The sequence below is a fragment of the Neosynechococcus sphagnicola sy1 genome, from assembly GCF_000775285.1.
In the GTDB taxonomy this organism is placed as follows: Bacteria; Cyanobacteriota; Cyanobacteriia; order Neosynechococcales; family Neosynechococcaceae; genus Neosynechococcus; species Neosynechococcus sphagnicola.
The window spans coordinates 1-21,181 of record NZ_JJML01000046.1 but is presented as its reverse complement, the minus strand read 5'-3'; the positions used below and the strand labels follow the sequence as shown (position 1 = coordinate 21,181).

Annotated in this window: 21 protein-coding genes and 1 pseudogene; 18 read left to right on the top strand and 4 right to left on the bottom strand. The window is 53.0% G+C overall.

The features are described from left to right. Position 1: 1 nt before the first annotated feature. Entirely contained in the window at positions 2 to 676 is a 675-nt protein-coding gene (gene sufR / locus DO97_RS16505) for an iron-sulfur cluster biosynthesis transcriptional regulator SufR (RefSeq protein WP_036535508.1), read from the bottom strand. 158 nt (positions 677 to 834) lie between these two features. Between sufR and DO97_RS16500 the strand changes: the two genes are divergently transcribed. The 10 genes and pseudogenes from DO97_RS16500 to DO97_RS16455 all read left to right on the top strand — a co-directional run bounded on the left by DO97_RS16500 (position 835) and on the right by DO97_RS16455 (position 9,505). Then, a complete protein-coding gene (locus DO97_RS16500; protein WP_036535507.1) occupies positions 835 to 1,197 on the top strand; it encodes a ferredoxin thioredoxin reductase catalytic beta subunit in 363 nt (120 codons plus the stop codon). 68 nt (positions 1,198 to 1,265) lie between these two features. Beyond that, a complete protein-coding gene (gene sufB / locus DO97_RS16495) occupies positions 1,266 to 2,702 on the top strand; it encodes a Fe-S cluster assembly protein SufB (RefSeq protein ID WP_036535504.1) in 1,437 nt (478 codons plus the stop codon). A 158-nt stretch (positions 2,703 to 2,860) separates the two neighbouring features. Next, positions 2,861 to 3,658, top strand: a complete 798-nt coding sequence (gene sufC, locus DO97_RS16490) for a Fe-S cluster assembly ATPase SufC (RefSeq protein ID WP_036535502.1) — start codon at positions 2,861 to 2,863, stop codon at positions 3,656 to 3,658. After that, the gene (sufD, locus tag DO97_RS16485; RefSeq protein ID WP_036535500.1) at positions 3,655 to 5,010 is read left to right on the top strand and encodes a Fe-S cluster assembly protein SufD; all 1,356 of its coding nucleotides are present in this window, start codon (positions 3,655 to 3,657) and stop codon (positions 5,008 to 5,010) included. Before sufC ends, sufD begins: the two co-directional genes overlap by 4 nt. A 38-nt stretch (positions 5,011 to 5,048) precedes the next feature. Further along, a pseudogene (locus tag DO97_RS16480) lies at positions 5,049 to 6,313 on the top strand (SufS family cysteine desulfurase). Between the two features lie 154 nt (positions 6,314 to 6,467). Continuing rightward, entirely contained in the window at positions 6,468 to 6,692 is a 225-nt protein-coding gene (locus DO97_RS16475) for a hypothetical protein (protein ID WP_052128866.1), read from the top strand. Between the two features lie 10 nt (positions 6,693 to 6,702). Then, entirely contained in the window at positions 6,703 to 8,091 is a 1,389-nt protein-coding gene (gene argH, locus DO97_RS16470; RefSeq protein WP_036535498.1) for an argininosuccinate lyase, read from the top strand. Between the two features lie 9 nt (positions 8,092 to 8,100). Further along, positions 8,101 to 8,637, top strand: coding sequence for a pentapeptide repeat-containing protein (locus DO97_RS22500; protein WP_072016484.1), 537 nt, complete (start codon positions 8,101 to 8,103; stop codon positions 8,635 to 8,637). 54 nt (positions 8,638 to 8,691) lie between these two features. Next, positions 8,692 to 8,991, top strand: coding sequence for a putative quinol monooxygenase (locus tag DO97_RS16460; protein ID WP_036535496.1), 300 nt, complete (start codon positions 8,692 to 8,694; stop codon positions 8,989 to 8,991). Between the two features lie 241 nt (positions 8,992 to 9,232). Next, a complete protein-coding gene (locus DO97_RS16455; RefSeq protein WP_156120627.1) occupies positions 9,233 to 9,505 on the top strand; it encodes a hypothetical protein in 273 nt (90 codons plus the stop codon). Here DO97_RS16455 and pruA read toward each other — a convergent pair. Next, positions 9,502 to 12,483 (bottom strand): L-glutamate gamma-semialdehyde dehydrogenase, encoded by a 2,982-nt coding sequence (gene pruA, locus DO97_RS16450; protein WP_081980815.1) that lies wholly within the window; start codon positions 12,481 to 12,483, stop codon positions 9,502 to 9,504. The two genes, DO97_RS16455 and pruA, sit on opposite strands and share 4 nt — an antisense overlap. Positions 12,484 to 12,826: 343 nt before the next feature. Here pruA and thrC point away from each other — a divergent pair, with 343 nt between their 5' ends. From thrC to DO97_RS16435, 3 genes are all read left to right on the top strand, one after another. Next, positions 12,827 to 13,936 (top strand): threonine synthase, encoded by a 1,110-nt coding sequence (gene thrC / locus DO97_RS16445; protein WP_420805889.1) that lies wholly within the window; start codon positions 12,827 to 12,829, stop codon positions 13,934 to 13,936. 499 nt (positions 13,937 to 14,435) lie between these two features. Further along, on the top strand, positions 14,436 to 15,317 hold the full coding sequence (locus DO97_RS16440) for an Rpn family recombination-promoting nuclease/putative transposase (RefSeq protein WP_036535490.1): 882 nt from the start codon (positions 14,436 to 14,438) through the stop codon (positions 15,315 to 15,317). 186 nt (positions 15,318 to 15,503) lie between these two features. Beyond that, complete coding sequence (locus tag DO97_RS16435) at positions 15,504 to 16,103, top strand: hypothetical protein (protein WP_036535487.1); 600 nt, start codon at positions 15,504 to 15,506, stop codon at positions 16,101 to 16,103. Between the two features lie 202 nt (positions 16,104 to 16,305). Here DO97_RS16435 and DO97_RS16430 read toward each other — a convergent pair whose 3' ends face one another. After that, positions 16,306 to 16,632, bottom strand: coding sequence for a DUF565 domain-containing protein (locus DO97_RS16430; protein ID WP_036535484.1), 327 nt, complete (start codon positions 16,630 to 16,632; stop codon positions 16,306 to 16,308). A gap of 220 nt (positions 16,633 to 16,852) precedes the next feature. On the opposite strand from DO97_RS16430, the gene DO97_RS16425 reads away from it, so the two are divergent. From DO97_RS16425 to DO97_RS16415, 5 genes are all read left to right on the top strand, one after another. Continuing rightward, a complete protein-coding gene (locus DO97_RS16425) occupies positions 16,853 to 17,446 on the top strand; it encodes a hypothetical protein (protein WP_052128865.1) in 594 nt (197 codons plus the stop codon). A gap of 161 nt (positions 17,447 to 17,607) precedes the next feature. Next, complete coding sequence (locus DO97_RS25425) at positions 17,608 to 18,372, top strand: ArnT family glycosyltransferase (protein ID WP_204368697.1); 765 nt, start codon at positions 17,608 to 17,610, stop codon at positions 18,370 to 18,372. Then, positions 18,336 to 18,620 (top strand): hypothetical protein, encoded by a 285-nt coding sequence (locus DO97_RS25420; RefSeq protein WP_204368696.1) that lies wholly within the window; start codon positions 18,336 to 18,338, stop codon positions 18,618 to 18,620. Before DO97_RS25425 ends, DO97_RS25420 begins: the two co-directional genes overlap by 37 nt. A gap of 149 nt (positions 18,621 to 18,769) precedes the next feature. Next, positions 18,770 to 19,435, top strand: a complete 666-nt coding sequence (locus DO97_RS25415; protein WP_204368694.1) for a hypothetical protein — start codon at positions 18,770 to 18,772, stop codon at positions 19,433 to 19,435. A 213-nt stretch (positions 19,436 to 19,648) separates the two neighbouring features. Then, entirely contained in the window at positions 19,649 to 20,050 is a 402-nt protein-coding gene (locus tag DO97_RS16415) for a fasciclin domain-containing protein (RefSeq protein ID WP_036535482.1), read from the top strand. Between the two features lie 853 nt (positions 20,051 to 20,903). Here DO97_RS16415 and DO97_RS16405 read toward each other — a convergent pair. After that, a partial coding sequence (locus DO97_RS16405) for an IS5 family transposase (protein WP_036535479.1) occupies positions 20,904 to 21,181 on the bottom strand: 278 nt, incomplete at its 5' end.

Genomic DNA, 21,181 nt, shown 5'->3' with positions numbered 1-21,181 from the left:
TTCAGGTGATTGGAGACTGACTACCTGACTTGGCCTGAATCAGATATCCACAGCGTTGCTCACCATCAATGATCCAGTGGGTGCGCTCTACCGTACAGTCTGGCAGCACAGTGGCAAACATCTCCAGTTCATGGCCGCAAACACTGGGAAAGGATTCCGCGACATTGGCGATCGCACAATTATGTTCGACCAGAATAAATCTCGCCTCTGTCGTCCCAGCTGGCATTTCTAATTCGTAGCACTCTGCCATGTAGCCTTCTGTCTTTCGCAGGGCAACCAACGTCGCCACGCGATCGCCCAAAGATCGATTGCCGAGTTGCTGGCGATACTCAATGGCCTTATGCTGCCACTGTTGCCGGAGAATGGAGCGAAATTGCTCTTGACCCACTGTTGCTTTTAGGGTATCCAGCAACGACACCGCAAACTCGTTATAGCTGTTGGGAAACTGATCTCGCCCCTTAGGGCTGAGTTGATAGACATAGTTGGGTCGCCCCATGCCCACCTGGGTTACCTGATGCACCAGCAGCGCCTCCGCCTCCAGATCCCTGAGATGACGGCGGATGGCCTGAGGGCTAATGTCCAGCGCTTCCGCTAATTCCTGAGCCGTGGCATGACCTCGCTTCAGGAGGTGTTGCAGAATATCCTGCTTGGTTGAGGATGGATGTGTGGTGGTCATTGTCTCCTCAGGCATCCCTGTGTCGTGTGGCACAAATGAAAGAAACTTTAACCTTGACTTTGACAACTTTATTGTTTCTAAAGTAACCTAAAAACAGGAGTTAAACAACAGTTTTGTTGCTTTAATTATATATAGCTTTTAATTCTGCCGTCCTGCGAATGAACATACACTCTCAATCAACGCAAGCATCCGACAAGAGTCTTGAAGCCATGAGGCATTTCTCAGAGACCTATGCCCAACGCACGGGCACTTACTTCTGCATTGATCTCGGCGTTACAGCGGTGGTCATTGAGGGGCTCGGGAAGCACAAAGATGAGTTAGGGGCTCCCTTGTGTCCCTGCCGCCATTATGAAGACAAAGCAGCAGAGGTGGCTGCCGCCTACTGGAATTGTCCCTGTGTGCCGATGCGGGAGCGCCGAGAGTGTCACTGTATGTTGTTCTTGACCGCTGACAATGAATTTGCTGGGGATCAGCAGCAGATTAGCTTTGAGCAAATCCGGTCAACCACCGCCCAAGGTTAAGATTCTGACTTGAGTTTCCGATCCATCCTCCCCCGCCCGCCCCTGAAAAGGACAGAGAGAACCCACCCATGAGTGCGACGGTTAAAACCTTAGTCAATCAACCCTACAAGTATGGCTTCGTCACTGATATCGAAGTCGATACCATTCCCAGAGGGTTGAATGAAGATGTGATTCGTTTGATCTCTGCCAAGAAATCAGAACCAGCCTTTATGCTGGAGTTCCGACTCAAAGCCTATCGTCACTGGCTGAAGATGGTGGAGCCAACATGGCCCCATGTGAGTTACCCCCCCATCGACTACCAGGACATTGTTTACTACTCAGCTCCAAAGCAACAGGAAAAGAAAAAGAGTCTGGATGAAGTGGATCCGACCCTGCTCGAAACCTTTGAGAAGCTGGGAATTTCTTTGTCTGAGCAAAAGCGGCTCACCAATGTAGCGGTGGATGCCATTTTTGATAGTGTTTCCGTTGCCACTACCTTCAAAGAGAAGCTGGCGGAACAGGGGGTGATTTTCTGCTCAATTTCAGAAGCGGTGAAGGAATATCCCGACCTGATCCAGCAATACCTCGGCAGGGTGGTTCCCGTTGGCGATAACTATTACGCTGCTTTGAACTCCGCCGTGTTTAGTGATGGCTCGTTTGTCTATATTCCCAAGGACACCCGCTGTCCCATGGAGTTGTCTACCTATTTCCGCATCAACAGTGGCGATACCGGGCAGTTTGAGCGCACCCTGATCATTGCTGAGGCCGGTAGCCAGGTCTCTTATCTGGAAGGCTGTACGGCTCCCATGTATGACACCAATCAACTCCATGCCGCAGTGGTGGAATTGGTTGCCTTAGACAATGCGGAAATTAAGTATTCCACGGTGCAAAACTGGTATGCCGGAGATGCCAATGGTAAGGGTGGAATCTATAACTTTGTCACCAAGCGGGGTCTCTGTGCCGGAGTGAATTCTAAAATTTCCTGGACCCAGGTGGAAACAGGTTCGGCAATCACCTGGAAGTATCCCAGTTGTGTCTTGGTGGGGGATAACTCCGTTGGTGAATTTTACTCCGTTGCCCTCACCAACCATTACCAGCAGGCGGATACAGGTACGAAGATGATTCATGTGGGTAAAAATACTCGCAGCACCATCATTTCCAAGGGGATTTCAGCGGGACACTCCAAAAATAGCTATCGAGGACTGGTCAAAATTGCCCCCCAGGCAATCGGTGCTCGGAACTACTCTCAGTGTGACTCAATGCTGATTGGCGATAATGCTGAGGCCAATACCTTCCCCTATATCCAGGTGCAGAATCACCGGGGCAGGGTGGAGCATGAGGCCTCGACATCGAAAATTGGCGAAGACCAACTGTTTTACTTCTCCCAGCGGGGCATCTCTGCTGAGGATGCTGTTTCCATGATCATCAGTGGCTTCTGTAAAGATGTGTTTAACCAGTTGCCCATGGAATTTGCGGTGGAGGCCGATCGCCTGTTAAGTCTGAAGCTTGAGGGCAGTGTTGGTTAAGCTGTTGGGTGTGATTTGGCTCCTAAGCGATCCGCTGAGTCTAACAACAGCCGTCCAATTCCAATCTTGGGAAAATTTGTTTTTAGGAGGATCTGCATCTGCCCTAAATTTTGGAATTGATAGGCATTATGTTTGGGATTTGCAGTTAGGAGTATGTTGTGATTGTTGAAAATAGTGCAGTAATTCTAGCGGTTCGAGATTTAACCGCCAGTGTGGAGGGAACGCAAATCCTCAAAGGTCTGAATTTGGAAGTCAAAGCCGGAGAAATCCATGCCATCATGGGTCCCAACGGTTCTGGAAAGAGTACCTTTTCTAAGATCTTGGCGGGGCACCCAGATTATGAGATTACCGGGGGCGAGATTCTCTTTCAAGGGCAAAATCTCTTGGATCTGGAGCCAGAAGAGCGAGCGAGAGCGGGCATTTTTCTTGCGTTTCAATATCCCTTGGAAATCCCAGGAGTGAGTAATCTAGATTTTTTGCGAGTTGCCTGTAACGCCCGTCGCAAGCATCTGGGTTTGGATGAACTCGATGGGTTTGATTTTGATGATCTGGTGCAGGAAAAGCTGGATGTTGTGAAGATGAACCCCAGTTTTCTCAGTCGCAGTGTCAATGAAGGTTTCTCGGGGGGCGAGAAAAAGCGCAATGAGATCTTACAAATGGCGCTTTTGGAACCGAAGCTAGCCATCTTGGATGAAACCGATTCAGGGCTGGATATTGATGCTTTAAAAATTGTTTCCCATGGGGTGAATCAACTCACCCATGCTGATAACGCGACGATTCTGATTACCCACTATCAGCGGTTACTGGACTATATCGTGCCGGACTTTGTGCATGTGATGGAGGGGGGACGAATTGTGACCACGGGGCCGAAGGAACTGGCCCTGGAACTCGAGAGCCGAGGATACACCTGGGTACAAGAAGCAGAAGCAGCAACAGCCGAGGTAAGTGGGCGATGACCATTCAGGTTTCTCAGATTGTCAACTCAGATGCCTCGGAACGTTCATCCTCCTCAGGGGTGCGGGCGGCTTATCTCAATCAACTCTTGAGTTTGCGCCAAGAGTTGGCCTCCCCCGCTGACTGGCTGACTCAGGTGCGCAACCGGGCGACGGCGCTGGTTCAAGAACAAGCCATGCCCTCCCCGCAGGATGAAGACTGGCGCTTTACCGATCTGTCAGCGTTGCTTCAAGTCAACTTTGCTGTCAGTTCCCCACCTCCGACCGTCACGCTCTCTGATCTCTCGGCGCTGACGCTGACAGAAGATCCCAGTTATCGTCTGGTGTTTGTCAATGGGGTATTTGCGCCCCAGCTATCGGCAATTGCCGATCTACCCTCAGGTCTGTGGATTGGGAACTTAGGCACCGCACCCACCGCCCTAAATCTCCCCGACTTTCTGGCCAAACAGCAGGGAGCTGAGGAAGTCTTCACGGCGCTGAATACCGCCAGCTTTACCGATGCCGCCGTGGTTTGGGTGTCAAAGCAGGTCGCGATCGCAGCGCCAATTCACCTGCTGATGATCACGGCTCCTACGGCCACCCCTGAAGTTCTGCATCCCCGGTGTTTAGTGGTGGCAGAACCCGGTAGTAGCCTCACTCTGGTGGAAGAGTATGCAACGGTGGGGACAGGAACTACCCTCAGTAATGCCGTTACCGAACTGTGGCTGGCGGACAGTGCCCAGGTCAACCATGTCCTGGTACAACAAAACCAGCTGACGGGGTTTCATGTTGGTAAGACGGCGGTGTTTCAAGCGCGGGGGTCTCACTACCGGGGGCATCCAATTACCCTCGGTGCCCAGCTTTCTCGCCATCACTTGGAGGTGTTCTCCCGAGGGGAGCAGACCGAAACCACGATTCAGGCGCTCACCCAAATCAGCGGGCAGCAAGTGGCGGATACCCACAGTGCCATCGCCCATTTGCAGCCCCATTGCACCAGTCGGCAGGTTCATAAGTGTATTGTTGGCGATCGCGCCCATGCTGTTTTCAATGGCAAAATCTGTGTCGCCAAGGCTGCCCAACTGACGGATGCGGCCCAATTGAGCCGGAATCTGCTGCTGTCGCCCCGAGCCCGCATCGACACTAAACCGCAACTGGAAATTGTGGCGGATAACGTCAAGTGTGCCCATGGTGCCACGGTCAGTCAGCTGGACAATGACGAGATTTTCTATCTCCAAAGTCGGGGCTTAGATCGGGAGGCCGCCTGCGATTTACTGGTGTATGCCTTTGCGGTGGATATTTTCCATCGCATTCCTGTCGCCTCTGTGCGTGACCGTTTGGTCAAACGGTTGACCACGGCTACCTCCCCACTGGTTTGAAGTTGCACCTTTCCCCTGGCCTCTTGTACTGTCCTACCATGACCCTCATCCAAGAAAAACCCCTTGCTGCTGCTGTCCGTGCTGATTTCCCGATCTTGCATCAGGAGGTCAACGGGAAGCCTCTGGTTTATCTGGACAATGCTGCGACTTCCCAAAAGCCCCGGCAGGTTCTGGATGCCCTCCTGCACTATTACCGCTTTGATAATGCCAATGTGCATCGGGGGGGTGCATACTCTCAGTGCCCGAGCCACTGATGCCTACGAAGCTGCCCGAGAAAACGGTCGCCCACTTTGTCCATGCCGCTTCCCACCAAGAAATTGTCTATACCCGCAATGCCACCGAAGCCATCAATCTGGTGGCCTATGCCTGGGGCTTGAGCCATCTCCAAGCCGGGGATGAGGTGATTCTGTCGGTGATGGAGCACCATAGCAACCTGGTTCCCTGGCAGATCATTGCCCAAAAAACCGGAGCCGTCCTCAAGTTTGTCCAACTGACCCCAGCGGAAGCCTTCGATTTAGACCACTACCGATCGTTGCTGTGCGATCGCACCAAGCTGGTGGCGGTGGTGCATGTCTCGAATACCCTGGGCTGTGTCAACCCGATCGCCGAAATTACTGCCCTCGCCCATAGGTATGGAGCCAAGGTCTTGATCGATGCCTGCCAGAGTCTGCCCCACATGCCCATGGATGTGCAGGCCATCGACTGTGATTGGTTGGTGGCCTCGGGGCATAAAATGTGTGCCCCCACGGGTATTGGCTTTCTCTACGGCAAGCTGGAGCTGCTGCGATCGATGCCGCCCTTCTTGGGAGGCGGGGAAATGATTGCCGATGTTTTCCTCGATCATTCCACCTATGCGGATTTACCCCACAAGTTTGAAGCTGGCACCCCTGCGATTGCCGAGGCGATCGCCCTCGGAGCCGCCGTGGATTACCTCAGCGCCCTGGGAATGGACAAAATCCATGCCTATGAAGCGGAACTCACGACCTATCTGTTTCAACGGTTGCAGGAAATTCCGGCCTTACGGCTCTATGGCCCCCAACCAGATGCTAACGGGGAGGGCAGAGCTGCCTTGGCGGCCTTTACCGCCGGAGACGTGCATCCCCATGACCTGTCAACGATTCTGGATCAATCAGGGATTGCAATTCGCGCCGGACATCACTGTACCCAACCGCTCCACCGCTACTTAGGCGCACAATCAACGGCACGGGCCAGCCTTTATTTCTATAACACCCCCGCTGAAATTGATGCCTTGGTGGCCTCCCTCCAGGAAGCGATCGCCTTCTTCGGCAGCATCTTTGGCTAAAGCAGGAAGGGGACTGCTGGATCATCGCTTTCCCTGAAACTGTGAGGGTGCTGAGGGATCGGGCGACGGAAATCTGACCGTAACCCAAGGGAGTAGGTTTTCGGAGGTATTTTCTGTAATATCTGAATTGAAATTCTCTCCGGAAACCTGAACCATGTTACATTGGCTGCCTAGCTTCGCAGACTATGGCCACTCGTTGAACCTTTTCTTGAGTCATCTGCCATGGGAATTGTTAAACACTCCCTCCGGGAACTTTAACCAAGATATTATGGGCGACTTCCAGAAAAGCTTTAACCACTTTGTCCAGTCAGGTCAGGTCTGGGCCTTGATGATCGGCATCTTTGTGGGCTACCTGTTCAAGTCCTTGACCTCCTTTTAGAACTAACTCAATGAACACAGCATCCACCTGGAGCCAACGCTTTGAGTCGGCTCTCCATCCTGCGATCGCCCGGTTTAATGCCAGCATCCATTTTGATATGGAGTTAATTGAGTACGATCTGACTGGCTCCCAGGCTCACGCCCAGATGCTAGCTCACACGGGGATTATTACCCCAGATGAAGGAGCGCAGCTGGTCGCTGGTTTGGAGCAAATTCGCCAAGAGTACCGTCAGGGGGAATTTCAACCTGGAATTGATGCCGAGGATGTTCACTTTGCAGTGGAACGCCGACTCACGGAATTGGTGGGGTCAGTCGGCAAAAAACTGCACACCGCCCGATCTCGCAATGACCAGGTGGGAACGGACACGCGCCTGTACCTGCGAGAACAAATCACCCAAATTCGCCATCAGTTGCGAGCGTTTCAGGGCATCTTGCTCACCTTGGCTGAGCAACACGTTGAAACGTTGATTCCTGGGTACACCCACTTGCAACGAGCCCAGCCCGTGAGTTTAGCCCATCACCTCTTGGCCTATTTACAGATGGCTCAGCGGGACTGGGAACGCCTCGGTGAAATCTATCAGCGGGTGAATGTTTCCCCCCTAGGATGTGGGGCATTGGCGGGTACCACCTTTCCCATTGACCGTCACTACACAGCCCAGTTGCTAGGGTTTGGGGGGGTCTATGCCAATAGTCTCGATGGGGTCAGCGATCGCGACTTTGCGATTGAATTTCTGGGTGCGGCGAGTCTGATCATGGTGCATCTCAGCCGCCTTTCAGAAGAGGTGATTCTCTGGGCTTCCCAAGAATTTGGCTTTGTGACCCTCACGGATAGCTGTGCCACGGGCTCCAGCATTATGCCGCAGAAGAAAAACCCCGACGTACCCGAATTAGTCCGTGGCAAAACCGGACGGGTTTTAGGACATTTGCAAGCGCTGTTGGTGTTGATGAAGGGATTACCCCTGGCTTACAACAAAGATCTGCAAGAAGATAAGGAAGCGATTTTTGATGCCGTGAAAACCGTGCAGTCCTGTCTTGAAGCAATGACGATTTTGTTGCGGGAAGGACTGGTGTTTCGAACCGAGCGGCTCGCCGAGGCCGTTGCGGAAGATTTCTCCAACGCCACCGATGTCGCCGATTATTTGGCGGCTAAAGGCGTCCCGTTTCGAGAAGCCTATAACTTGGTAGGCAAAGTGGTGCGTACCTGTCTGGTAGCCGGAAAACTGCTCAAGGATCTGAGTCTGGAGGAATGGCAAGCCCTGCACCCCGACTTTGCGGCTGATATCTACCAAGCCATTGAACCCCGACAGGTCGTGGCTGCCCGCAATAGCTATGGGGGAACCGGGTTTGCCCAGGTACGGCAGGCCTTGCAGGCCGCGCGATCGCAGTTAAGTATAGATTAACCCCTAACCATGGCACAGAAGCGTGGGTCAATACTGCTGGTGATCGTCCTCGGGCTGACGGGGGTGTGGGTAAATTTTTCAGAACCCAACCCTGCCTTGGGGCTAGACATTGCTAGTCTGCAAAAACTAGTAGCCACCCATCCTGCCAGTTGTCCAGGGTGTGATCTGAGTCAAGCCAAGCTAGAAAATGCGGATCTGAGTCAGGCCAATCTGGCATCGGTCAATTTCAAGCGAGTGGACTTAGATAGGGCCAACCTAGAACGTGCCACCCTCACCCTGGCAAATCTTGAGGATGCCGATATCCGGGATGCCAAACTGATGCAGGCCAATCTGGAAGGGGCAACCCTGATCCGAGCCAGTTTGCGCCGTTCCAACTTAACTGGGGCGGATCTCCGAGGCGCCAATCTGCTAGAGACCAAGCTCCAGGGTGCCGATCTGCGGGGGGTTAACCTATTGGGAGCAAATCTCAAAGGAGCCATTTACTCTAGCACCACCCAGTTTCCGCCAGGATTTGATCCGATTCGTCGGGGGATGCGGAAGGTTTGAGTCCCCTCAAAGTCCGTCTTGTGGATAAAAACTGAACACCAGGGAAGGTTACAGATGTCATCGTCAATGATTCGGGTATTGGCCCACATCGTCGCTAGTCCGGGTAAGGAAGCGGCGCTCCAGGCAGTGCTGTTGGAGTTGATTCAGCCGACACGCCAGGAATCTGGGTGTCTCGCCTATGAACTCTGGCAAAGTCCAGCTAACCCTACGCAGTTTGTCTTTGTGGAGGCATGGGCCAGCGAGGCAGCATTAAATGCCCATCTCATCTCCGCCCATGTAGAACAAGCTTTTCTGGCAAGCGCTGACTTCCTCGCCTCGCCACCAGAGATTTATCAGTATCAGTTATTGGCCTAATCAAGGCATTCCAGGGATGACTAACTCCCCGCCCCGCTGCGGTGGGAGATGCCTGACTGGGCATGGTATAGGAGAGAACGCAGGAGTACACTCACCGCTGATCCTGAAAGCTGTTGGGGTGATTCTGTAAAGTTGTCTAAAGGTGCGGTAAATCATTGCCCTCCGTGTTCGCAATCACTGCCCCTGTCGTTGTAGGGAGTCATATTAGAACCATCGTGTTCCCGGTACTCCTATGCTAAATATGTCTGCCCTGATTCAGGAAAATTATCGTGGCTACGCCCTAGCCGTGAGGCTGAGCAAGGGGAGCTTTTGTTTCGAGTGGTGCGATACCCAGGGAAACCATTTTTCAGATTGGCGGCACTATGCCTCTCCCCAGAAAGCCATCCTCGCAGGCCGACGGTACGTTAACCGCACCATTGCCGAAATGGCAGTGCTGGATTTTCTGGACGATATGCTAGACGGCCAGGTGATTAGTGCCGAAGAGTATTTTAGCCTTTGGGATTCCCTGCTTTAATCCGCTCCTTCAATAGGGGCAAACCCTTGGCGTTGGATATTCTCGGTAATCACCCGAGGCTCTAAGAATTGCAGTAAATAGTCTGGCCCACCGGCTTTAGAGCCAACCCCAGATAGCTTAAAGCCACCAAAGGGCTGGCGAGCTACAATCGCTCCGGTGATGCCACGATTGATGTATAGGTTACCTACTTCAAACTCAACCTCTGCCTGGTGAATATGGGAAGGGGTGCGGGAATATAGACCCCCGGTCAGCGCGTAGGGGGTGTCGTTTGCCAGAGCGATCGCCTCTGGAAAGCTGTTCGCTCGCAGAACCGAGAGCACGGGGCCAAAAATTTCTTCTTGGGCAACCTTGGCATCGGCAGGAACCTCGGAAAAAATTATCGGGCCAATGAAATAGCCAGAGTCTGGGGCTAACATTTCCAGGGCAACCGTTGCTTCATCCCGACCCGCCGCAATATAGTCACGAATGCGATCGCGGGCATTAGCGTCAATCACCGGGCCAACCTGGGTACTGGGGTGATCCGCAGCCCCCACATTCAGCGATCGGGCAGCCTCGACTAGGCGATTCAGGAAGACTTCATAGATGGGAGCCAGCACAATCACCCTGGAACAGGCAGAACACTTCTGACCGCTATAGCTAAAAGCAGCGTCGACAACCCCCTGGACTGCTTGATCAAGATCGGCACTTTCATCAACAATGATGGCGTTTTTGCCCCCCATCTCCGCCACGACTCGCTTCAAGTGCTTCTGGCCTGGTTGCAGTAGTGCCGCTTCCGCATAGATGCGACAGCCAACCGCCTGGGAGCCAGTAAAGGTAATCATGTGGACATTGGGATGCTTCACCAAGTAGGCACCGACCGTGGAGCCTTTGCCGGGAAGATGTTGAAACACTCCTCGGGGAATCCCCGACTCCACTAAAATTTCCGTTAGTTTCGCCGTGATCACAGAGGATGTTTCGGCAGGTTTCAAGAGGGTGCAGTTACCCGCCACCAGGGCGGCCACCACCATGCCAGTGGGAATGGCTAGGGGGAAATTCCAGGGGGAAATCACCACCACAATGCCCCGTGGCTGGTAATGGTAATGGTTGGTTTCCCCAGGCAGATCGTAGTTGTAGCCTGACAGCAGCCGTTCCATTTCATCGGCATAGTAGTGGCAGAAGTCGATGGCTTCTGAGACTTCTGCATCCGCCTCCTGGAGCGGTTTACCCACTTCTAGCACGATCCAAGCCGCTAACTGATCGCGGCGCTGTTGCAGTAACGCCGCCGCCTGCCGTAGCATCCCCGCCCGTTTGGCAACGGGGGTGCGCTGCCAACTGGGAAAGGCGGCTTTGGCGGCTTGTAGGGCATGTTCTGCCTGATCGATGCTCACCAGTCCAACCTTGCCGATCACCTCGCTGGGGTGAGAGGGATTCACCGAGTCAATGGTGGCAGCGGTGGTTTGGTATTCCCCTTTGATCAGGGGCCAATAGGTTTTACCCAACTGCTGTCGCACCTGTTGAATGGCCCCCAGGGCTGGCTCTCGTTGGGTGGGGTCAGCATAGTCCCGATCGGCCACATTCACAAATCCCCCCGCAGTCGGCGGGATATCGGAGTCAGCGGCAACGGGGGGGACAATGGGCGGTGCCAGTAATTCCTCTAGGGGGCGTTCTTCCAGACTTTGGCGCAGGAAGGAACTGTTGGCGGTATTTTCTAACAGGCGGCGGATCAGGTAGGCCATCCCCGGAATCAATTCTCCGTAGGGACAGTAGACGCGCACCCGATATCCCTGATCCACCAGGGACTTTGCCAGTCGATCGGCCATGCCATACAGCACTTGTAGTTCAATCCGGCGATGGGGAATTTGTAAGCTGTCGGCGATCGCCATTGCCTTCGCCTGCGATCGCACATTATGGCTCCCGATCGCAGCATAGAGGTAGGGATGATGCTCCAGCAGCATCTGGGTGAGCCGCTCAAAGTTGGCATCCGTGGCTGCCTTGTGGTTGAAAACGGGCTGAGACCAGTGTTTTTGGCTAGCCTTTATGGTTTCCTGATCCCAGTAAGCGCCCTTAACCAGGCGCACCGTCAGGGGGTGGCCCCGCTCCTGAACCCAGGTAATCAGACCTTGCAGGTCTTGTTCACTGTCTCGCAGATAGGCTTGCAGGGTAATGCCAATATCGGTGCGATCGCGGAATTCATCCTCCAGTAAGATTTGCTTTAGAATTGCCAGGGTTAAATCTTTGTAGGCGTACTGCTCCATATCAAAATGCACCGCTGCCCCCATCCCTTGGGCACGGCGTAGCAGCAGCCGGATGCGATCGCTGACCCGAGCTTGGCTCCCCTGAACATCCAGGGGATCAAATTGGGAATAAAAGGCCGTCAACTTCACCGAAACCTGCACCCTGGGAATTGCTTCTGAGTCGGCCTGATCTATAGCCGGAATCGTTGTCCAGTTTTTAGCGGCGGTGGTTAATTGACTGATCAGCTCTAAATAACTCTCTAAATAAGCTTGGGCTTCCCCTTCTGTGATCACCGCTTCCCCCAACAGATCAACGGTGAAGGCCATTTTTTCCCGCCGCAGGCGTTCGACCGTTTTGATCACCTGTTGAATGTTTTCCCCAGCAATGTATTTATGGGCCAGGGTTTGCACCGCCGTAGAGACCGTTGTCGCGGCCAACTGCCCCGGCATCGAGTCGGGGTTGGCAAAGTTGAGCATGGCTTTGAGGGCTGCGGGTAGCTCGACCGTGGGATCTCCGAGATATTCCTGCAGGTGGCGGGCAATCTCTGCTTTGCTATGGAGAGCGGGGAGGCAGTCAATGAAGCGAAAGAGTTGCACCCGTAAATTTGGATTGCCCATCGCCCAAGCGAGTAATTTATCGTCCCAGCGCATTTGATCCCGCACCTGAGCCAAAAAGGATCGATGCTCACGGGTTGCAGCCAGCAATGTTCTGGCAATATCTTGGGTGCGAGGTTCGTAGGTACTGGGGGGAACGTGGGTAACCACTCTGGGGAACTCCTGGGTAGACAAGGGGTTAAACGCTGAGATCAAGAGGTGGTCAGCAGTAGGCAACCCTCTTCTATTCTATTGTTAGCGCTTTTGAGACACACAAGCATTCCCAGACTGCCCAATTACCCACTTTAGGAGGTGACTTGTGAGTAAGGGGCTTGCCTAGATCCTCAGGGGCTGAGTTCAGGGCGTCTGCCTGGAATGAATTGATTTGGACTCAAAAGGTGATCAACCCAGGGATGCTCGCAGAGGGGTCTTTGACCACCGCCTTTTTTTAACGGTCCAAAAACCAGCTAAGGTGAAGGTTAATCTCCTGCAAGCCGCTGCTCATTAACCTACTGTGCCCCTGGTTTCCTATTCTGCTTCCCAAGTTCCCACTTCGACCTCGAAGGCTCACGGTTGGCCGGGATTAATTGCTGCCTATCGCAGCTATTTACCCGTCAGTGACCAGACTCCGATTGTCACTCTGCATGAAGGCAATACCCCCCTGATTCCAGTTCCGGCGATCGCCCAAGAGATTGGTCGCCAAGTTCAAGTTTTTGTCAAATACGATGGCCTCAATCCCACGGGCAGCTTCAAAGATCGGGGGATGACCCTCGCCATTTCTAAAGCCAAAGAAGCTGGAGTAGAGGCGGTGATCTGCGCCAGCACCGGGAATACCTCCGCAGCAGCGGCGGCCTATGCCCGTCGGGGTGGTCTACGGGCGTTTGTGCTGATTCCCGACGGGTATGTGGCTCTAGGGAAGTTGGCGCAAGCCCTGCTATATGGCGCTGAGGTGTTGGCAATTCGGGGCAATTTTGACCAAGCCCTAGAAATTGTCCGGGAGATGGCCGCTACCTACCCAGTGACCTTGGTCAACTCCGTCAACCCCTATCGATTGGAGGGGCAAAAAACCGCCGCCTTCGAGGTCGTTGATGTTTTGGGAGATGCCCCGGATTGGTTGTGCATCCCGGTGGGCAATGCCGGGAATATCACCGCTTACTGGATGGGATTTTGTGAATATCATCAGCAGGGACGCTGCGATCTCCTCCCACGGATGATGGGATTTCAAGCTGCGGGAGCTTCCCCCCTGGTCACCGGAACCGCCTTTAGTCATCCAGAAACCCTGGCAACGGCCATTCGAATTGGCAACCCAGCGAACTGGCAGCGGGCGATCGCAGTGCAAGAAGCCAGTCAGGGTGCTTATACGGCGGTCACCGATGCTGAGATCTTAGAAGCTTACCGCTTGTTGGCTGCTCGGGAAGGGATTTTCTGTGAGCCTGCCAGTGCCGCTTCGGTGGCTGGCATGTTGAAGCTGAAAGAGCAAATTCCGACGGGGGCAACCGTTGTCTGTGTGCTGACGGGGAATGGTCTGAAAGATCCTGATTGTGCGATCCAACACTGTATGAATCAATTCAAACAGGGCGTTGAACCCACTTTGGCTGAGGTTGCCAGTGTCATGGGTTTTTGAGATCACCCCATAACGGTGGTGCGGTATTGCCTGAGCCTCTGGGCAATTATGAATATATTTCTGGTAAACATAGACCATGCTTGCCATAGCGATCGCGAGAGTAACCTCCCGTATTGCTCAAGACTACTTTTCATAGGGCTGCATCAGAGATATTTGAGTTCTTTGGAGGAGCGATCGGGCTATTTTCTCCAAGGGTGGAGCTATTTTGTCAAACATTTTACAATTTTTCTCGGCGATCCGAGTTCCAGAGTCCAATCATCGAGTTATTTTGTAAAATGTTTTACAATTTTTCTCGGCGATCTGACTTCCAAGCCTCAGTCCTGAGGCTATTTTCTCCAGAGGTGGAGCTATTTTGTAAAATGTTTAACAATTTTTCTCGGCGATCCGAGTTCGTTACTCGACTGCTTGGGTTCTGAGGTCAAATGCCCAGCCTTGATGCGTGCATGGGCGACCATCGTAAACACCAGGGATGAACTTCGTCATCTGTTAAAATCGCTCCATGTTTGATAACACTTGTAAGTTCCTGGCGGAGAGCTTTCCTGAAGATTTTGCATCCTGGCTGCTGGGGAAACCGATTACCCTCACCTCACTGAGTCCTTCTGAACTTTTGATCGAGCCGATTCGTGCAGACTCGCTGATTTTACTCAACTCAGATGAAGTCATCCTCCACATCGAATTTCAGACCCAACCGGATTCCACCATGGGGTTCAGAATGGTGGATTATCGCCTGAGAGTTTTTCGACGGTTTCCCAAAAAGCAAATGCGACAGGTGGTGGTTTATCTCACCCCTTCCAATTCTGCATTAGTGCAACAAACTGTGTTTGAAATTCCAGGGACTCGTCATGAATTTGAGGTCATCCGCCTCTGGGAGCAACCAACTCAATTGTTTCTGAAGTCAAGGGGGTTGTTACCGCTGGCTGTCTTGACTCAAACCCTAGATAGAACAGAGACGCTACGCCAGGTTGCTCAGCAAGTGGAGACAATTTCAGAAACCAGGGTGCAAAGCAATGTAGCAGCCGCTGCGGGGATTTTGGCGGGGTTATTATTGGAAACAGATGTGATTAATCAGGTGCTTCGGAGAGACATCATGCAGCAATCAGTGATTTATCAAGAGTGGCGAGAAGAAGCTCTTCAAGAAGGCCGTCAAGAAGGCCGTCAAGAAGGCCGTCAAGAAGAGGGGTTAAATCTTGTCTTGCGTCAACTCAACCGTCGCATTGGCCAGATCACCCCTGCAACCGAATCCCAAATCCGCGCCCTTGCTCTTAACGAACTGGAATCTCTGGGTGAGGCACTGTTGGACTTTTCCAGTGCCGCTGATCTAGATGCATGGCTGCGATGGTCAGAGGGCAATCTAGCAACTGAGGAGCAGCTACGCCAATGACCATCGCCCAGATGCCCCAAAAATTTAGATGAACAGGAAGTAACCTCCAGAGCCTTTCACAATCACAATGAACATCCCTGCTGCTTGCAGCAGGCATCACTTCGCTGCTCTCACAAGCTTCGCGGCTCGACGACGCCGACCTTTCATGCCAGACTCGCTTCTCTGATTCTCCCCCGGAGTCCCCCTGTGGAACCTGCCCCCCAACAGCCCCTACTCTTTTCTGAGGCCCAGATGCGGGGCTTTGTCCTGCCACCGCAACAACCCCCTTGGCAGATGGATCAGCCAGCACTCCAGCGTTGGAAAGCGGCGATCGCCCAGGCGCAGCAGCAGGTGAGAACGGAGCAAGTTCTCCGGCAGGGTACCCTCTTTGACAGCATTAATCCGCGTGTTGAAGCAGCAGACATCGATCCCTTTACCCTGGAACTCCATAATTTCTTCTTCTTTCAGTGGCCCAGCGATCGCTCCGCCCAAGATGCCTGCATTTATTTTGTGCTGGACTCAACCGTGTCCCTGATTCTTTACATTGGGGAAACCTGCCGTACCCATCGCCGCTGGCAAGGGGATCACGACTGCAAGCGCTATGTGCTCAACTACCAGAGTTTACATTTTCAGCATCAGATGCCAACCGCCATTAACACGGTATTTTGGTGGGATGCTCCCGCCGCCCCCCGTCCCCGCCAGCAGTTAGAAGCCAGTCTGATTCGCCGTTGGAAATCCCCCTTTAACCAAGAAAACTGGGAAACCTGGGGTACCCCATTTGTCTCACCCGAGATCACGCCGCCCTAGTGGTTTGCCAACTTTGATTGGATTCAGTTGCAAAAATCCCAAGCACCCGGATGGGAACATATTTTTAGAGCGTCTGCAATGCCTAAAAATAGGCTTGACAGATTCCGAGGGGGTTAAGCTAATCAGCATTCATTTTTCCAAACTGATTACCTTTCTGCAAGGATTTCACGCCTAGTCATAGGCGGTTTGGCGGCGCAACCGCTTAACTGCCTAATTTGAAGGCTTCCACAAAGAGTCCATACATAATGCCAATCTTGACACTATTGAGGCCTTCCAGCAGTAGGGAGTGAGGCCAAGCCTTCCCATAGACGATGCGGTTGATCACTTCCGTCATCACTACGAGCAGGGCTGCGGCAGAAATATCCCAGATCGCCGTTTGGCCGGAGATGGTGGAGATCGCAGTTCCCAGAAAGAACCCTAACAGCAGACTCATCACCAAGAAGGCTAGACGCCGCCAAGGGTTACGGAACTGTTGCCCTATTTGCTGGCCGATGGACTCCACTAAACCATTGAGACGGGTGTTTTGCATCGGATAATTTTGGCTGGGAAGATGCCTTTAAATATAGTGTCAATGCCATAACCGAAAGGATATCCTAACGATAGGAACACAAGTCTTGCCGCACCATCGCTAGTATCAGCGATGTCTTCTAGCAATTCGCAAATTTCCGGGGTGCAGCCTCGCTAGATCACGACGGATTGCCCCGGTGCTCCCATCCCCAATACGCTGCCCGGTGGGTAGGTAACGAAACGTGGCTCAGGGCAAACTCACAGATAAGACGAAAGTATATCCAACCCTCATCGCCATCGCTGGCATCACGGTATTGATAGGTCTGACACTCCTGTTGCTGGGGCGATTTCAGATTGATGTCTGGATTACTCCGGTGACCGAAACTCCGATGCCCAGGGCTGATCCCGTACCGGATGACCCGGAGCTGTTGGTACCATCGCCCCAGCCTAGGGTGACCCCAGCCAGTCCCCTGCTCAGCCAGGCTACCCAATCCCCTACGGCACCTGCCCCTCCTGGTAAACTTCGCGTCAGTAACCCAACCGACCATCCGATTCGACTGGCACTGTTGGCCCAACGCTCCGCTGCTGCAACGGCCAGTCCTCCTGCCCCCTATGACCCTCCTGCCCATTGGGACTTTGCTCCTGAAGAGGGCAGTAGTCAGGGATTGTTGCTGTCCTTACCGGAGGGATCCCTGCGGGTAAAACGCGGGGATATTCTCGTCGCCTTTGCCCAAGATGGTTCCCGGCTTTACTGGGGTCCTTATGTTGTGGGGGCAACGGCCATGCCGGTCTGGAATCCCCACCAGTCGGAGTGGCAACTCATCTTCAAGCCCTAAGGGTCTGGTAAGAATTTTTCAGGGGGTGAAAACCCTCAAAAAATCACCCCTGGAAAACGCTTGACCCCTCACCTAAAAGTTGACGGAGGACAAGATCTGGGAGCGGTAGCCTTTGCCGCTACAGTGTAAGACGGAATCGTGGTTAAGGTTTGAGGCGGTTGATGAAACTCAAGTTCATAAAAAGCCATACCCAGTTCTGGAAGCTGTGGGAGCAGTACCCCGCGATCGCCTGGGTCGCTCTTGGGCTGTGGGTAGTGGGCATCGGCGGGATGGCGTTCTGCTGGAATTTGGGCAGCGTTGGTTTGGTGGATGAGACGGAGCCATTATTTGCCGAAGCGGCTCGCCAGATGACGGTGACGGGGGACTGGCTCACCCCCTATTTCAATGGACAAACCCGCTTTGACAAGCCACCGCTGATTTACTGGCTGATGGCGATCGCTTATCAAGGCTTGGGGGTCAATACCTGGGCTGCTCGTCTGCCCTCTGCCCTGGCTGCGATCGCCCTCGTCGCACTGCTCGGGTACACTCTCAGACAATTTGCAATGACTGCCCCTCCAGATTCACCCGCCGCTGCCGCTGTCCCCAAACCCTTGCAACCCTGGCTGGTAGCCTGGATTGGCACCACCGTCCTAACCCTGAATCCGCTGTTTATCACTTGGGCCCGGACAGGCGTATCTGACATGCTGCTGACTGCCTGTATGGATGGATCGCTGCTGGCCTTTTTCTGTGGCTATGCCCAGGCTGATTGTCCGCCTGTTCAACGGCGTTGGTACTTCACCTGCTACGGTCTCATAGCGTTGGCAATTCTCACCAAAGGCCCGGTGGGGATTGTCTTACCCGGACTGATTATTAGCAGTTTTGTCCTCTATGTTGGACAGGGGCGGGCGGTATGGCGAGAAATGCAGTTGCCATGGGGGGGGTACTGATTGCCGGGATCAGTTTGCCCTGGTATCTCTTGGTTACCTGGAAGCATGGCGAAGCCTATCTGGCAGCCTTCTTTGGCTATCACAACCTGGAACGGTTTACCAGCGTGGTCAACCGCCATGCAGCGCCCTGGTACTTTTATTTCGTGATTGTGTTGCTGGGGTTTTGCCCCTTGGTCACCCTATCTGCCTGGAGCGATCGCCCAGATCCGAGGCTGGCAGCGTCATCATTGGCAACAACAACCCCGTAGCGCCCAACTGGGCCTGTTTGCCCTCTGTTGGTTTTTGGGGGTGTTTCTGTTTTTTACCATTGCTGTTACCAAACTCCCCAGTTATGTTCTGCCCTTGATGCCCGCTGCTGCCATTCTGGTCGCCCTCTGGTGGAGTCAACAGCTGACAGGTGACGCAGGGTCGCGGAGTTTCCAGTGGAGCACTTTGGTTGCGGTGTCGTTATTATTGCTGTTGGCTGGCGTGTTGGGCTACGGTCCCCAACTCTTGGGTGCCGATCCAGCCCTCCCAGATTTTCCCCAAGTTCTCCAGCAATCAGGCATTCTCAGTAGGGGGGGGTCTGATCTTATCTGGCACGGCTTTGCTGGCTGGGGTTTTCCTGAAATATCAGCGTCCCTTCTGGCTGTGGTTGGTGATGGTGCTGGGTTTTCTTACCTTTTTGGCCGCAACGGTACAGCCCCTCCTCTTCCTTCTCGACTCCCAACGGCAACTGCCCCTGCGGCAACTCGCCCAAGTCATTACCCAGGTTCAACGTCCGGCGGAACCCTTGGTGATGGTGGGATTCAAGAAACCCAGTCTGGTTTTTTATACCCAGCAGCCCGTCAAATACATCAGCAGCAACAAGGGAGCGATCCGTTACCTGGGCCAAATCGTGGGTCAATCGACTCCTACAACGGTCTTGATCCTGTCGCAACCTCAACGGTTTGCAGCTATGGGGCTGCAAACAGGACACTACCAAACCCTGGGGCACGCTGGGGGCTACCAACTGATTCGGGTGTTTCTCAAAGCCTTGCCTGGGAATGTCAACCCTGGATCTCCGGTGTCCCCCTCCCACTGACAATCATGCCCGTGGGATTCTACTACCATCATTGGATTACAAAATGACAGCGATTAACAGCAGTCAATCTGAGGCTTGCTTTGTGCAGGACTAGCGTAGAATATCTATTTTTAGGACTTTCCAGATTCAGCGATCGGGTTTGAAACGGATTTTCCAAGTCCGATTAAATTAGCTACGATCCCTGGAGACGTAGTTGTACAGCGGGGAAAACACATGGCTGATATCGTTGAGATTGCAGTGGCTGCTGATAACTTCACAACCCTTGTGACCGCTGTTCAGGCAGCTAACTTAGTCGAAACCTTGAAAAGTCCTGGCCCGTTCACGGTTTTTGCGCCCACAGATTCAGCCTTTGCTAAATTGCCGCCTGGAACCATCACCACCCTGGTGCAAAATATTCCCCAACTGACACGCATTCTCACCTACCATGTGGTGCCGGGTCGATTGATGCAATCTGATCTGGCAAAACTAGAGAGTGTGACCTCCGTGGAGGGGTCTCCGATTCCGATTCACTGCTCAGATGGGTTTGAGGTTAAGAATGCAACCGTTGTGGCTGCTGACATTGAGGCAGATAACGGAGTGATTCACGTGATTGATCGGGTGATCCTGATGGGATAGCATCCGGATCAATTTTTCAAACTCTCTCTAAAGATGTATGGCTGATTAACCCCAAGGACTATCGCGATAGCCGTGAATTTGCTAGCAAATTGGATGGATGCCCAGAAAGCCCTGATCCAAATCTGGGAGCAACGTAGAGCCTCAGATGACCAAATCAGCAACGCGGCGTTAGACCGATTGGGGGCTATCAAACCAGCCAAGCCTGCTGAAACACCCAACTACTCCTTTGATTTGGAGTATCTCAGATCCAGATTGCGTGTGTTGTTGTATGCCCTCTCAAACTCAGAGTTACACCGGGAAGATGCTATCAGAACACTGGATTCTATTTGCGTTGACCAGGGTAAATTTCTCGCTGACTTGAAACAGTAGATGAAGTGCTCTTGCCCCTATTGGCTTCGGTAGGGGCATTGTGCTTTTGTGTAAACCTTCTGGAAAATCATCATGTACCTTCCTGAAAGTCTCGATAGCTCCTTTGACGGATGTTCTGGAGTGTCTCGAAGATAGCGATAGGTAAGTACCCACGCATCCAAACTGCATCAAACCAGTCCTGAAATCCTTGCAGTAAGGTGATCAGCGAAGTCTCGCACCCCATTGGGCACCATTAGGCGAGCTCCACGAGCGATCGCCCGTGCGTCCGTTGTAGTGAATGTTAGACCAAAACTCTGGAATTTGATGGCGGTTATAAACCTACGACGATGTTTTGAATAGGGGTGTTTTGGGGCGATCGCACTGGAGAAAGTTAGCCCTGATGAGGGCGCATTAATTGGATGGGCGATCGCGCCTTGGAAAGGAATGTCTCACGATGAAAACGAAGCTGTAAGAGGATGTTTTAAAAGTCTTCCTGGGTCAGATTTTATGCTAACTGCCTCACCATGATTCGTATCATGGCCAGGTAAATAAATGTCTCCGAAGTTTCTGGCCATAACTCATAGTCTCGAACCAATCGACGGTACCCCATGAGCCAGCCAAATGTTCGTTCAACAACCCACCTTTTTTTCAGCAATACGAACCCTTTGGTTTGCTCTGGTCGCAGCACAACCTCCACAATCCACCGACAAACATCCATCACCCACATCAGGAATGGATTACCGTCAAAACCGCCATCGGCCCAAATCGTATGCAGTCGCGATA